11 protein-coding genes and 1 pseudogene are annotated in these 13,348 nt (G+C 65.6%); 6 read left to right on the top strand and 6 right to left on the bottom strand.

All coding sequences use genetic code 11. The features are described from left to right. Positions 1-89: 89 nt before the first annotated feature. The 3 genes from KIH27_RS18670 to KIH27_RS18660 form a co-directional block, all read right to left on the bottom strand. Entirely contained in the window at positions 90-395 is a 306-nt protein-coding gene (locus tag KIH27_RS18670; RefSeq protein ID WP_307856939.1) for a hypothetical protein, read from the bottom strand. Positions 396-739: 344 nt separating this feature from the next. Next, on the bottom strand, positions 740-1,264 hold the full coding sequence (locus tag KIH27_RS22705) for a hypothetical protein (protein ID WP_250150373.1): 525 nt from the start codon (positions 1,262-1,264) through the stop codon (positions 740-742). Continuing rightward, a complete protein-coding gene (locus tag KIH27_RS18660) occupies positions 1,261-2,064 on the bottom strand; it encodes a ParA family protein (protein ID WP_214094464.1) in 804 nt (267 codons plus the stop codon). The genes KIH27_RS22705 and KIH27_RS18660 overlap by 4 nt, the downstream gene beginning before the upstream one ends. Before the next feature lie 360 nt (positions 2,065-2,424). Between KIH27_RS18660 and KIH27_RS18655 the strand changes: the two are divergent. After that, positions 2,425-2,892, top strand: a pseudogene (locus tag KIH27_RS18655) (zinc ribbon domain-containing protein); the annotation flags it as partial. Positions 2,893-3,081: 189 nt separating this feature from the next. Here the strand turns inward: KIH27_RS18655 and KIH27_RS18650 are convergent. Beyond that, on the bottom strand, positions 3,082-3,426 hold the full coding sequence (locus KIH27_RS18650; RefSeq protein ID WP_250150372.1) for a hypothetical protein: 345 nt from the start codon (positions 3,424-3,426) through the stop codon (positions 3,082-3,084). A 344-nt stretch (positions 3,427-3,770) separates the two neighbouring features. Here KIH27_RS18650 and KIH27_RS18645 point away from each other — a divergent pair, with 344 nt between their 5' ends. The 3 genes from KIH27_RS18645 (at position 3,771) to KIH27_RS18635 (ending at position 5,745) form a co-directional block, all read left to right on the top strand. Continuing rightward, the gene (locus KIH27_RS18645; RefSeq protein ID WP_214094463.1) at positions 3,771-3,911 is read left to right on the top strand and encodes a hypothetical protein; all 141 of its coding nucleotides are present in this window, start codon (positions 3,771-3,773) and stop codon (positions 3,909-3,911) included. Between the two features lie 59 nt (positions 3,912-3,970). Next, positions 3,971-5,056, top strand: coding sequence for a hypothetical protein (locus tag KIH27_RS18640; RefSeq protein ID WP_214094462.1), 1,086 nt, complete (start codon positions 3,971-3,973; stop codon positions 5,054-5,056). Between the two features lie 71 nt (positions 5,057-5,127). Then, the gene (locus tag KIH27_RS18635) at positions 5,128-5,745 is read left to right on the top strand and encodes a hypothetical protein (RefSeq protein ID WP_214094461.1); all 618 of its coding nucleotides are present in this window, start codon (positions 5,128-5,130) and stop codon (positions 5,743-5,745) included. On the opposite strand, the gene KIH27_RS22700 is transcribed toward KIH27_RS18635, so the two are convergent. After that, complete coding sequence (locus tag KIH27_RS22700) at positions 5,724-5,912, bottom strand: hypothetical protein (RefSeq protein ID WP_250150371.1); 189 nt, start codon at positions 5,910-5,912, stop codon at positions 5,724-5,726. The genes KIH27_RS18635 and KIH27_RS22700 overlap by 22 nt on opposite strands. A 165-nt stretch (positions 5,913-6,077) precedes the next feature. On the opposite strand from KIH27_RS22700, the gene KIH27_RS18630 reads away from it, so the two are divergent. Continuing rightward, positions 6,078-11,372 (top strand): helicase-like domain-containing protein, encoded by a 5,295-nt coding sequence (locus KIH27_RS18630; protein WP_307856938.1) that lies wholly within the window; start codon positions 6,078-6,080, stop codon positions 11,370-11,372. Beyond that, positions 11,373-12,125 (top strand): hypothetical protein, encoded by a 753-nt coding sequence (locus KIH27_RS18625; RefSeq protein ID WP_214094460.1) that lies wholly within the window; start codon positions 11,373-11,375, stop codon positions 12,123-12,125. Here KIH27_RS18625 and KIH27_RS18620 read toward each other — a convergent pair. After that, complete coding sequence (locus KIH27_RS18620) at positions 12,122-13,342, bottom strand: ImmA/IrrE family metallo-endopeptidase (RefSeq protein WP_214094459.1); 1,221 nt, start codon at positions 13,340-13,342, stop codon at positions 12,122-12,124. The genes KIH27_RS18625 and KIH27_RS18620 overlap by 4 nt on opposite strands. Positions 13,343-13,348 lie beyond the last annotated feature (6 nt).

The raw sequence follows: 13,348 nt of genomic DNA, 5'->3' as shown, positions 1-13,348 counted from the left end.
CCTGTTTCGGGAGTTGTTACTCAGCACCACCCAAGGCTTGAGGCCATGGCCGAGGTCCACACGAAAGACCTGGCCCCGCATTGCCCGAGTCACCGGTTGCGCTCGGTGCGCTGCGTGTACCGGTCGCGGGCGGCCCGGCGTTCGGCGGCTGCGTGCCCGCTGTTGAACTCCTCAGCCAGGCTGCTGTAGTCCAGGTCGAGAACTTGCTCGCGCAACGCTTCGGCTCCCGCCTGAAGCAACGCTCGCAGAGCGGCGGCCTCCGACGTGATGTCAGTGTTGCCGTGCTGGTTCGCCCAGTGCCGCAGTACCTCGAACGGTGTCGAGCCCTGCGTGAGGTACGGCGCGATCACCGCCTCGTCGGCGTCCTTGAGGATCAAACTCACACGCTTACCCACACCATCACAATACACTTACCCACAGCGCATGATCAGGCGTAGATATTGCACCGATTTCACACGCTGTCCGGCGCATCGGTCTCATAGTGCTCTCCGTGTCCACCACCAGGTCGCCTGAGACCACCCGCACGCTGCGCAGACGCGCTGGGTGGCTTCCTGGGGAACGAAACCGCCAGTCCCCGATAGGCCCCCGCCGCGAGGGGGTGTCGTGGCGGGTGAGGATCAATGAGACGGCTCGGCGACCGTTTCCCGCGGATGAGCTTCTTTCGCCCTCGTTCCCTGCCCGCCCCTGGACACCGCCTCCCCTAGTCCCCATATGGGACATAAGCCGGTGTTAGCGGTGGCTACTCGTCGTCCGGGATGGCGGGCGTCGGGAACGGCTGCCCGTTGTTGAAGTCGCGCTCCAGTCGGTCGCACAACTCGTTGATGGCCTTGCGGATGAACTTCTGCTGTTGGCCGATGCCGGTGTGAGGCTGCGTCCAGGTGATGGTGTTCACCATGCGCTCTTTGGCATCCTCGGGCAGCGACAGCAGGATGTCCTTCGATGCGACGGGACGCTTCGACGCTGTGGTGCTCGTACTCGGGGTCGCCTGACCGGCCTGCTTCTGCGGTGCCCGCCGGGTACGGCCGCGACTGATTGTCGGGCTGGGGTTTTCGGCCGACTGGACGGCCGGCGGCTCCGGCTCGGGTGAGGGGCCGGGCTCAGCGACTGGGGCGACCCGGGTTTCGGTGACAGCTGCTTCGGAAGCCGGAACGGGGTGCACGGGCTGGGTGTCGGCAGGCGGCGGCTCGTTGGCTGCGGCGGCCTGACCGATCGAGCTGCGCCGGGGGCGCGGGCTCGGGAAGGCCGGCTTGGGGATGGTGGTCATGCGGGCTCCCTTACCTGGTTGAGGGTCTTGACGATTTCGGCGAAATTCGTTGCCAGTCCGCGACTTCGGGCTGTAGGACGTGGGTGTTCGTCGAGGCCCATGCCGACGACGGTGAGGCGTGCCAGGTCGGCCATCAGGGGTATCGGGTCACCGAGGATGTCAACCTGGTCGTCGACTGCGAGGTCACGGATCTTCTGCAGCCATTCCTCATGATCGCGCCGGCTGGTGATCACTCTGTTGACAACCCAGCCCGCGACGGGAAGGGACTTCCCCAGGTACTCCTCAAGCTCCTCCACGGCTCGCATGGTCTGATCGCCACCGCGAATTGCCGGCACCTCCGGTTCGAGGATGAGCACCAGGCTGTCGGCCGCCATCAGGGCGTTGCGGGTGACAAGGTCGGTAGCCGGCCGGGTGTCGATGAAGACGCAATCCCAGTGGTCGGCAACAGGCCGCAATGCCCGGCCCAGCGAGTTCTCCGCACCGGGCTTGCCGAACAGCGCATCCTGGACCGCTTGCAGACCGTCGAACCCCGACGGCAGCAGATCAATGCCGGGCCGGCGCGTCGGGATGACGGTGTCCTCCACCGAGGCCTGGGTCTGGCGATCCAGGACGTCGGCGAGCGTCAGGGGTGGCGGCTCGTCCGCGCTGAACGTGGTGAGTTGGGATGTGGCGTTGCCCTGAGGGTCAGTGTCGACGATGAGCACGCGCAGCCCCATCGCGGCCGCGGCGTGAGCACACCCGTGCGCAACGAGGGTTTTGCCGACTCCGCCCTTGAGGTTCGCGAAAACATGGATGGCCATACGAGTCCTTACGTTAGGGGTCGTTACCCTACGGAATATAACGTGACATCAGTTGATATCAGCACACACTACATGTCATACACAGACACTATATACCAGTAGTTAGCATCATGACACAGTACGAAAGGTATCAGAAGCATATATGCCACCATAGTATCTGCATGTACATACCGTTATCTTATATATTGGCTACTAAGTGCCCATATGGGTCGAATGGACCACGGGCCGCGGCGGCCGAAACCGTCGACCCGTTACACCGGCCCACCGCCGCCGCAGGGCCGCGAACAGACCCTCGCGGCACCCCTCCATCGACCAAGCATCCATTCGTGCGCCTACGGCCGATCTGAGCCGTTTTCCCAGGTCGTGGTCGAAGGTCTGGACGCTGCGGGGATGCTACGGCAGAAGGGTCTGCCGGGGGCACGTGCCCGCCGGCGCGGCCTGTCCGATGCCGCCCTGGGTACACCGCGGCGGCACTTGTCCTACAAGACCGCCTGGTACGGATCACAACTGGTGGTGGCTGACCGTTGGTTCCCTTCGTCGAAGACTTGCCACATCTGCTGGCATGTTCAGGACGTCGCCTGGGGTGAAAACTGGACGTGTGATCGTGATGACGGCGGTTGCGGGGCCACTCACCAACGCGACGATTGCGCCGCGATCAACCTCGCACGCTACGAGGAACCCGATAGCGTCGTCGGCCCAGTTGGGGCAGCCGTCAAGCGTGGAGCCGACCGTAAGACCGGGCCACGCCCGGCTGGTGGCCGTGAAGCGCGGAAGGGAACCGGCCACCCGGCCGGGAAAGAACCCCGAGACGGGGTGCGAGTCGCGTGACCACTAAAGATCACTCACTCGCAACGGCCTCGGTGATGAGTACGTTCAGTGACGTATCGGGCGCTCGGCGGTCTCCATGCCGCATATGATGCTGCATTCTTCGCAGCAGCCCAGGGTGTCGGTGGTCTCGGCTCCGCGTTCGGCGTCGCGGCGGGCGCTACCGGTGACGCTCTGGCCGACGCACGCACCTCAGGTTCGGTCCAGTATTTCGCTGACGTCATCGGGAGCTAACGTCAACGCGAGGGCATCTCGGTATTTCTTCGCTGCTTCCTGGTATCCCAGTGCAGCGTCCCGGTAGTGCATCGCGGCGGCATCGCCGGCCAGTAACTGGGCCTGTGCGTCGAGTAGGTTCTGCTGTGCCCCCAACAGCAGCCGGTTGATCTCCACTTGGGCGGCCAACTGCTGCGCGACCCGCGGCGCGTCGGTGAGTTCGGCGACCCGGGTGTCCACCGGCAGTTCGTCGCTGTGGACGAACCACCGGTGCGCGGCACCGTGCTTACGGACACCGCCGCGCAGTTGTCCGGCCAGAATCATCGACCGCACAGTGCGCCAGTCACGGCCTAATCGCTTCGCAGCCGCACGTAACGGCACCAACTGTGCAGCGGGCACACCGTCGAGGGCGCCGGGTGGGGGGGCATCAGGAGGCGACATAACCAAGCCTGTGCCGCCACATGCGACCAGAGTACCTGCCCCATGCTCCTCGGCGGGAACATGTTGACGCTAAATGTCCTTGGGGGTCCGGGAATCGTTGGCATTCGTGCGTGTCTGTGCGGCGTGATGTCGCTAAATGTCGCTACGCTAGCGACACGGCCCCCGGCATGCGCCCGGCGGCAACGAACCAAGGAGCAGCGATGCAGACTCGCGCGGAGAGTCGCAACATGACCGAGCTGGTTGGCGTACGCTTCCATCCAGAGGACATGGCCCTGGTCAAGCAAGAGGCTCAGCGGCGGGGGATCGGCGTAGCAGAGCTTCTACGCTGCACCGTGTTGGACGGACTGCACCACCAACGCATCGCCTGAACTGCCGCGCCCCGGTCGGCGCGAGCGAACGAACACCGCAACACGCAGTATCACGGTAGGTGTGCAATACTGCGTTAAATTGTCGTAAAGTATGCAACGACAGACAGTTCGTAGCACGCTGGCCGATCAAGTGCCTGCGCGATGTCAGGGAGGTCATCATCGAGGTGGGTGCACACGACTCGCCGCCCAACGAGGTCACGCCAGGCGACCCGGACACCAAACGTCTGGCGAAGTACGTGTTTGCGCGGATGGCTGAACTCGACCTCAGTGTCCTGGCGGCCGCCAAGCTCGGCATCGTCTCCCGATCGACACTGGTAACCTTAGGCAAGAGTCAGCGGGTCCCCACCTTCGTCACCCTCGCCCGATTCGACAACCTGCTCAACTGGGTTCCCGGGTCCGCACAGAAAACCCTCCACGGTGGGGAACCAGTCGTGCGCGAGGACTACACCACATCAACGAGCTCTACCGCCAAGCTGCCCGCCCGAACCGCAGGCGCGTCCGGTGCTGTCACGCAGCAAACCGCCCTTGACTCGTTGAACCGACACATCGCCGCCCGCCTCATCGAACTGGGGATGGACCGGCAGCGCTTCGTTGGCACCGTTGGGCTGATCGGCACCCGCGGACTGAAACTAGACACCGCCGGCGAGATTCCCGCCGAGGACGTGCTGCTGCGCATGGACGCTGTGCTGCACTGGGCACCCGGGTCAGCACTGGCAGTGGTTCACGGTGCCGACCCGGTGCCCGTCAAGCGGCTACGCGGCGGGCCACACCCGGCGATGCCACCGCTGCGTACAGCCCAAGACGCCCTCAAAGGGCTCAGCGCCAAACTGTCGCGCATGGGCCACACCATCGAACAGGCCCAGGCCGAGGTCGTGCGGGCCATCGACCAGACCACAGCGGCACTGGCCGAAATCGAGAACCAACAAGCCCTCATCGCCGAAATAGACCTTGCAGCGGACGCACTGACCGCACCAGAGACCGTCATAGACGGCACAGCACCCGACGACACGACAGACACCGTCGACCCCGGTGCAATAGAGCAGTCACCGCACGCCGGTGACCAGGACGGTACGGGCAAGGCCCTACCGTCAGTTCCGGGCGCCTCCACACGGGGCAGCCGCAAGTCAGGAAAGAAACGCCAATGACAAGCGGCCGTGGGAGAACCTTATGGGCGACATCGAGACGCCAGATCTGTTCGGGAACAACGAAGCCGAGGATGGCAGTGTCGGAAATGGTGCGGCAAGCAGCCGAAACGGTGTACCGCAAATACATCGGGATGCCCGCGGAATGGACCCCGCAGCAGCAGGATCAGTTCCTGGACCTCAAGACCGCCCATATCGACGACCAGGCGTGGGAGATCGCCATGGCGACCCGCGAGACAGCGGTGCAGAACTGGCCGGCACACCACAACGGGCAGCTACCGGACTACCTGGAGACGGTGGGATTGTGGGAGTCGGCGATCCAGAACGCCCGCTCGGACCTGATCCGCAGCGAACTCTACGACACGATTCCCGAACCCGAACTGGGGGAGTTGCCGACGCCGAGCGAGGCGACCCCACCGGTGGTGACCGGCATTCCGTGGACCGACCGGTGGCGACACCTGCGATACCGGACGATCGAGCCGACCGACGAAATGGACGACCTGGTCGATCAGGTGTGGCCGCCGGAGCAGTTCAGCACGATGTTTCGGGTCGTGGCGGCGATTCTGGTGGCACACCGGTGGCAAGAGGGCCTGGCGGTGCCGGACAGCCCACGGCACCTGCTGGCCGAAACCTTGATCGACCAGATCAACGCCGACCTGACCACGATGGGCTACCCGCCCGAGGGCAGGTAAAACCGCCGGCCCGGCGCAAGCCCAAAACCCGCGAACAACCCGCCGACGATCAACTGTCCCTGTTCGGCGACGACGACCTCGACCAGCCCACCGACCCTCGGGTCATTGACCCCGGTGGCAGCCCACTGCGCCCACGACGCGCCACCGAAGCCCCCACCGGAACCCACGGCGCCACCGACGCAGCCCCCCAAGGGCCAGCACCGCACCGACCGGCCCCAGAGGCGGGGGAACCCGGTGGGGGAGTAGCGCCCGCACCGGCGATCACCGACACCGCGACCGTCGAGCCCAGCCCCCAACCGGCACGCGATTTCCAACCCGGCACCCAGATCTGGGTGCCCTCGGGCACCAGAGCCCGCATCGACGCCAACCTGGCCGTCATCGACACCTTGGCCCGCCTCGACACCGAAAACCGCCCCGCCACCGGCACTGAACAAGAAGTGCTGGCCCGCTGGTCGGGGTGGGGAGCCACCCCAGAAGTCTTCGACGAACGCATCGACACCTACCAAACCCAACGCGACTACCTCAAAGAACACCTCACCACCGACCAGTACCGGTCCGCCTCGGCAAGCACCCTCAATGCTCACTACACCGATCCCGCCATCGCCGCGGCCATGTGGCAGGCACTCACCGACGCCGGTTTCGCCGGCGACCGTGTCCTCGAACCCGGGTGCGGGTCAGGCAACTTCATCGGCCTGGCACCAGCCGGTGCGGAAATGGTCGGAGTCGAAAGCGACCCCATCACCGCCGCCGTGGCCGCCCGCCTGTACCCCTCAGCCCAAGTCCGCCTCGAAGGCTTCGAAACCACACGCCTGCCCGAATCAACCTTCGCAGCCGTCGTCGGCAACGTACCGTTCGGCGACTTTCGGGTCGCCGACCCCATCTACAACCCGCAGGGCTTCTCCATCCACAACCACTTCATCATCAAATCGTTGCGCCTGACCGCACCAGGCGGCTACGCACTGCTGCTAACCAGCCGCTACACCATGGACGCCATCGACCCCAAGGCCCGCACCGCACTGTCGAAGGTCGCCGATCTTATCGGGGCCGTGCGCCTGCCCACCAAAGCGTTCGCAAGAGTCGCCGGCACCGACGTCATCACCGACATTCTCGTCCTGCGCCGCCGCGAACCCGGGCGCACCCTCAACCCCAATCACACCGACTGGCTGACCAGCGGCCCCATCAACGACCTCACCACCGCCGACGGCACCACCGCCACCGACATATCCATCAACCACTACTTCCACCAGCACCCCCACAACATCCTGGGCACCCTGACCGCAGGCAGCGGCCAATTCGGGGCACAAACCCTACGCGTAGAAGCCGACACCCTCACCAACCTCGCCGACACCGTCACACAACGCCTAACCAGAATCATCAACGACGCCGCACAAGACAGCGACCGGTCCTTCACCGCCCTGCCAGGCACCCTGATCGACCCCGGCGAAATCTCCTTCGCCGGCGGGCTGGTCACCGCCGCCACCGAAGCCCAACGACCCCGCCTGCACAGCCTGCGCTACGACACCACCAGCCAGAGCCTGCAAAACTGGACCGGCCACCAATGGTCAACCGTGAACGCACCGAAAACCCGATTGGCCGAAACACGCGAACTGCTCGCCATCCGCGACGCCGCCGAAGCACTCATCGGCTCCCAACGCGACCAAGCCGCCGTCGGCGACCGTGAACGCCTACGCACCCATCTCAACCGGCTCTACGACACCTACGTCACCAAGCACGGACCCATCGGCCGGTTCAAATGGACCACCCCCCAACCGATCAGCCTCGAAAAACACGACAAGCGAGTCGAGAAGGCCGAAGAAGCATGGCGCAAAGCCGCCGGCGATTACGACGGGCCAGTCCCCGCCGACCTGCTCGCAGAATGGGACGAGCAAGCCTGGGCGGAATCAACCCCCAGCAAACGCAGCGCCCACATCATCGCAGCCCTGCGCGCCGACCCCGGCTGGGGACAGCTGTCATCGCTGGAGGCCATCGACAACGACACCGGTGAGGTCCGCAAAGCCCCGATCTTCACCATCGACGTCCTCGGCCCCGCCGCCGTCGTCGAGCACTGCGACACCATCGACGAAGCCCTGGCCGTCTGCCTAGGCGAACGCAACCAAGTCGACGTCACCCGCATCGCCGAACTGCTACACCAAGACCAAGAAACCACCCGCGATCAACTCAACGGCCTGGTCTTTCCCTCCCTGAACGATCCGAGCGAGCTGATCCCGGCCACGACCGCCCTGTCGGGCAACGTGCGCGACAAACTCGCCCGCGCCACCGACGCCGTTACCGACAACCCGATCTACCGCGACTACGCCAGCGCCCTGGCCGCGGTTCTGCCCGAAGACCGCACCGCCTCCCAGATCACCGCCCGCCTCGGAGCAAGCTGGATCGGCGTCGAACACCACATCGCCTTCGTCCGCGAAGTCCTCGGCGCCCAGCGCATCACCGCTGACCACGTCGGCGGCACCTGGACCTTCGAATGCCCGAGATGGGAACGCGAGAGCGTTGCCATGACTGAAACCTTCGGCACCCCAGCCAAAGACGCCATCGAACTGCTCGACGCGGTATGCAACAGCAAAACGATCATCGTGCGAGCCCCCGCCGAAGAAGACGCATCCGGGCCACCACCGATCGACGGTGACGCAACCATCGCCGCCCAAGCCAAGGCCGCCCGCCTCGACGAACGATTCAAGGCGTGGGTGTTCGAAAACGAGCAGCGCCGCGACACCCTGGTCAGCGAATACAACCGCCGCTTCAACAGCATCGTCCCACCCCGATACAACGGGGCTGGCCTGACCTTCCCCGGCAAATCAGAACGGTTCGTCCCCCACAGCTACCAACGCGACGCAGTCGCCCGCATCCTCGCCGAACCCACCGTGCTCCTCGACCACGTCGTCGGAGCCGGCAAGACCGGCACCATGTTCATGGCCGCCATGGAACTGCGGCGCCTGGGCCTGGCACGGCAGCCCTGGATCGTCGTACCCAACCACATCATCGAACAGGTCGGTGCCGAAGCCAAGTGGTGGTACCCCGGCGCCCGCGTCCTCATCGGCGACGCCAGCACCGACCGCGAAGCCCGCAACCGGCTCATCGCCCAGTCCGCCGCCGACGACTGGGACATGGTCATCATGGCCGAAAGCCAATTCGGGCTCATCGGCGTCAGCCCAGCCACCCACCGCCGCTACATCGACGACGAAATCGCCGAAATGCGGGCCGCCCTGACCGCGCCCGGCGCCGAATTCAGCAAACCCACCCAGAAGCGCATCGAAAAGCAAGTCAAGAAACTCCAAGACAAGCTCGACGCACTGACCAAACAAGACGCCAAGGACCAGAGCCTCACCTTCGAGCAAAGCGGCGCCGACTACCTTTTCATCGACGAAGCCCACCGATACAAGAATTTGCGACGCACCACCCACATCGAAGAACTCGCCCACACCGGCGTCGGCAAAGCAGAAGGCCTCGCCATGAAACTGCGACTGCTGCGCGAACGCCGCGAAGACGAAGCACAAGCCACCGGGCACGGTGAAACCGTTGCCCGAGTCGCAACCTTCGCCACCGGCACCCCCGTCGCCAACAGTCTCGGCGAGCTCTACGTCATGCAGAAATACCTGCGCCCCGACCTGCTCGACCACGCCGGTGTCGGCCACATCAACGACTGGGCCCGCACCTTCACCGCCAACAAACAAGTCGTCGAAGTCCCCCCCAGCGGAATCGGGCTGCGCACCCGCAACCTGCTCGCCAAATTCGGCAACGTCGCCGAACTGATGCAGCTGACCCGAATGTTCTCCGACGTCGTCCAACGCCAAGCCGTCGAAGCCAGCGGTGCGGTCCAACTGCCCAGCATCGCCGGCGGGAAACGACGCATCATCACCGTCACCCCCAGCCAAGAAGTCAAAGACTTCGTCGCCGACCTCGGCCACCGCGCCGGCGCACTGAAGACCCACGGCGACGGCGCCAAGATCGACAACATCCTCAAGATCAGCACCGACGGACGCAACGTCTCCCTAGACCCACGCCTGGCCAACATGGGCGCCCCCGCACCCGGCACCGCACGCGCCGCCGTCGTCGCCGACGAGATCATGCGCATCCACCACGCCACCGCCGACAACACCTACACCGACGCCCAAACCGGGGCCACCATGGCACGCCGCGGCGGGCTGCAGATCGTGTTCTGCGACCGCGGCACCCCCAGCGCAGACCCCGGCGTCTTCACCATCTACGGGGCCATCCGCGACGAACTCGTACAACGCGGAATGCCCCCCGAGGCCATCCGCTTCATCCACGACGCCATACGACCCACCGACCGTCAAGCCCTGTTCGCCGCCTGCAACACCGGCAACGTCTCAGTGCTGCTGGGCTCCACCGAAAAAATGGGCACCGGCACCAACGTGCAGACCCGCGCCACCGCACTGCACCACGTCGACGTCCCGTGGCGTCCAGCAGATCTCGAACAACGCGAAGGTCGAGTCATCCGACAGGGCAACCAGAACGCCACCGTCGAAATCTGCAACTACGTCACCGAAGGCACCTACGACACCGTCATGTGGCAGAAAGTGGAAGCCAAAGCCGCCTACATCGAGCAACTCAAAGTCGCCGACCTCGCAGCAATGGCCGCCGGCGAAGTCGACGACATCGGCGGCGGTGAAATGACCATCGCCGCCGCCGAAACCAAAGCACTGGCCACCGGCGACCCCCGCTACGTCACCCAAGTGCAACTCCAAGACGACGTCGCCCGCCTCACCGCACTGCACCGCGCACACAGTGAGGCAGGGGAGCGCCGCGACCGCGAACGCACCCGGGCCGCCACCGAACTCGCCCACACCCGCACCGCCCTGGACACCCTGACCGCAGTGCTCGACCAGATCACCGCCCGGGCCGAGGCGCCCACCGCCTACGACATCGGCGGCCAATCCTTCGCCGAACGCAAAGACGCTGCCGGCCCCTTCGCCGACGCCTGCCAACGCACCTTCCACGCCTTACGCAACGCCGCCGCCTGGGAAACCAGACCCCTGGGTGTCAGCATCAACGGCTACGACATGATGGCCCGCCGCGAACACCTCAAAGGCGAACTCGTGATCGCCTTCGACATCCCCTCCGCCGGGCTACGCATCCCACAAGCCGACATCGCCGCCGCCACCACCGCCACCCTCGACGACACCAGCTCCGCCAAAGCACGCGGACTGCTGCAACGCGCCGAGAACGTCTTCAAAGACATCCCACACCACCACCAGTGGCTTACAACCGAACATGCCCGCCTGGCCGCCACCGTCGACGACCTGACCACCACCGTCGCCGCACCGTTCGAGAGTCAGAACGAACTCGACGCCAAACGCGACGAACTTTCCCGGCTGACCACCGTGCTGCGCCTCGAAGCCGAAAGCGACGCCGCCCAAGCCCTACAGGCCGCCGCCGAAGAACGCATGGCCGCCGCCGGCCGCAAACCCGGCTGGAGCCTGGAACTGAACCCCTCAGAACACACCGTCACCCAATCGAAGCACCATGATGCTGCCACCTACCGGGCCGCCTACCTGCGAGCGTGCGAACACCGCGCGGCAGAACACCGCGCCGAACAGCAACGTGCCGCCGACAAAGACCGCGACCTCGACGACGGAATGAGCCTGTAAATGCACCCTCACCAGCCGCCGGAAGACCCGTGGTGGGACTACGCCCACGACGCCGCTGACGCACTGCGCCACGGCGTAACTCCTGGTGAGCAACTCGCCCTCGGGCCGATCCTCACACCAGGGGAGACCCTGCGCTGCACCGCCGAACTCGGCTACGCCCGCCTGGGTCCCGGTGCCACCGACCGCAGCCGCTTCACCCCACCGTTTCTGGCCACCACCGCCACGGGCGTCCTCGGGGCGATCGCCGCCGAACGCATCGTCAACAACCACCGAGACAAAGCTGCCAACCGCGCAGCCCAACCCACCTGGCGCCACCAACGCACCGCCGCCGTGCTGGTCACCACCGATCGCCTCCTGTGTCAGCGCGCCGACGCCGGCTACAACTCATTCTGGTTCCACGACGTCGCCGAGTTCCACCCTGACCTGCCTCAGCGCAGCGTCGTACTGAGCTTCCACGACAACCACAGCGCCCCACTGCGTCTGCACGGACCCGCAGCACCAGCTGTCGCCCTGTGGTCAGCCCACGCCCTCTACGGCCGCCGGTGGGAACAAGACCACCGACTCGCCGCACTGGCACACCCCAGCGCCGCCCGAGCAGCCCGCGACACCGCCACCGCCTACCAGACCGCGGCCGCCGACGCCGAACGCCGCCGCACCGTCCTGCACGACACCGCCCACCACGCCAACCAGCACCGCAGCGAACACACCCGCGAACGCACCGACATCCACGGCTACGACGGACTCAGCCTCTAAGAGCCGACCCGCTGAGGGGATCGGTGCAGTGGCACCACGGTGCCCGGCGGTGGAGTGGCGATATCGATGGGCGTCCGGCTGGGCGCATCACCTTGACCGGCCAGGATGTCGGCGAGCAGGTCGGTGGGAAAGATCAGCTTGTGCGCTGTCAGCGCCTCAGCCGACTCGGCACCGGCGTAGCAGACTCCCAGCCACCGCCGCAGCAAACGGGGCTTTTCAGGTTGGTAGGCGTCCCAACCCGGTTCGGTCTTCCCCCAGGTGTGTCCGGTCTCGGGATTGATGCGGGTGTAGAGCTGACGTTGCAACGTCTCAGCACGCACTTCATCGATAAGTTTCGAGGTGCGAAGGTGCATGATCAACGCCCCCAATGAGATACGCCATTTCAGCTTCACAGCGAGCAGATCGTTGAGGGTCGGCACGGCCGGTATCTCCGTGGCGATGGCCTCCGCCGGTGCCAGCAGCTCCGAGGCGAACTGTGAGGCTTGCCGTTCCTCGTCGTCGGTGACGTCGCCGTAGCGGTGCAGCACCAAATGCCCGATCTCGTGGGCGATGGTCCAGCGGCTGCGTTCCCAGGAGTCCATCCCGCGCACGAGCACCACCGGGCGTTGCCGGTAATCGCCGGTGCGGGCAGAGCACCCCAGGTGCTTTTCGGTCAGCAACCCGACGGGCTGCTCTTCGACACTGTCCCAGTCGGTGTGCCCGCTGGAACGAGAATGCTTCATTCGCACCACCACCGGTACCCCGGCGGCCTCCAACTCATACGTCAGCCGCTTGATCGGGGCCAGCGGTTGCACCCCCAGCCACCGGCGTGCTTGCGCTGCGGCAGTGACCACATTGGTGCCCGCCGGCAGTGGCTCCAGGCGAACCGCCGGAAGTGTGGTCTGCCGGTTGAGTTGATCGGCCAGATCACCCACGACGTTGGCGAACACCGCCAGGTACTCCTTCTCGGTGACCGTGGTGGACTTCGGTGCCCGAAACAACAGGTCGCGGGGGGTGACCCGTGACACCGGGGCGGTGGTGAAAAATGCTGGGGGGAACCGCAGTAACGCCGCCAACCTGTCAAAATCGGTGGCATCCAATACCGCGGTGTCGGCCTGTTCCAGCCGGGTCTGCCGCGGCGAGTGCCAGCCAAGGTGATCCATCACCGCCGTGCCCGACAGCCGACGCAGCACACGGGCCTGGCGGACCCGCGGACCGAACACCTCGACCGTCGCCATCACTAC

It is taken from the genome of Mycolicibacter acidiphilus, from assembly GCF_018455725.1.
Classification (GTDB): domain Bacteria; phylum Actinomycetota; class Actinomycetes; order Mycobacteriales; family Mycobacteriaceae; genus Mycobacterium; species Mycobacterium acidiphilum.
This window is presented reverse-complemented; position numbering and strand designations above follow the sequence as displayed.

Bases quoted from the DNA above. Each gene is read 5' to 3' on its own strand.
- KIH27_RS22705 (WP_250150373.1), bottom strand. From the start codon at position 1,264: ATGACCACCATCCCCAAGCCGGCCTTCCCGAGCCCGCGCCCCCGGCGC.
- KIH27_RS18660 (WP_214094464.1), bottom strand. From the start codon at position 2,064: ATGGCCATCCATGTTTTCGCGAACCTCAAGGGCGGAGTCGGCAAAACC.
- KIH27_RS18650 (WP_250150372.1), bottom strand. From the start codon at position 3,426: ATGATTCTGGCCGGACAACTGCGCGGCGGTGTCCGTAAGCACGGTGCC.
- KIH27_RS18645 (WP_214094463.1), top strand. From the start codon at position 3,771: ATGACCGAGCTGGTTGGCGTACGCTTCCATCCAGAGGACATGGCCCTG.
- KIH27_RS18635 (WP_214094461.1), top strand. From the start codon at position 5,128: ATGGCAGTGTCGGAAATGGTGCGGCAAGCAGCCGAAACGGTGTACCGC.
- KIH27_RS18625 (WP_214094460.1), top strand. From the start codon at position 11,373: ATGCACCCTCACCAGCCGCCGGAAGACCCGTGGTGGGACTACGCCCAC.
- KIH27_RS18620 (WP_214094459.1), bottom strand. From the start codon at position 13,342: ATGGCGACGGTCGAGGTGTTCGGTCCGCGGGTCCGCCAGGCCCGTGTG.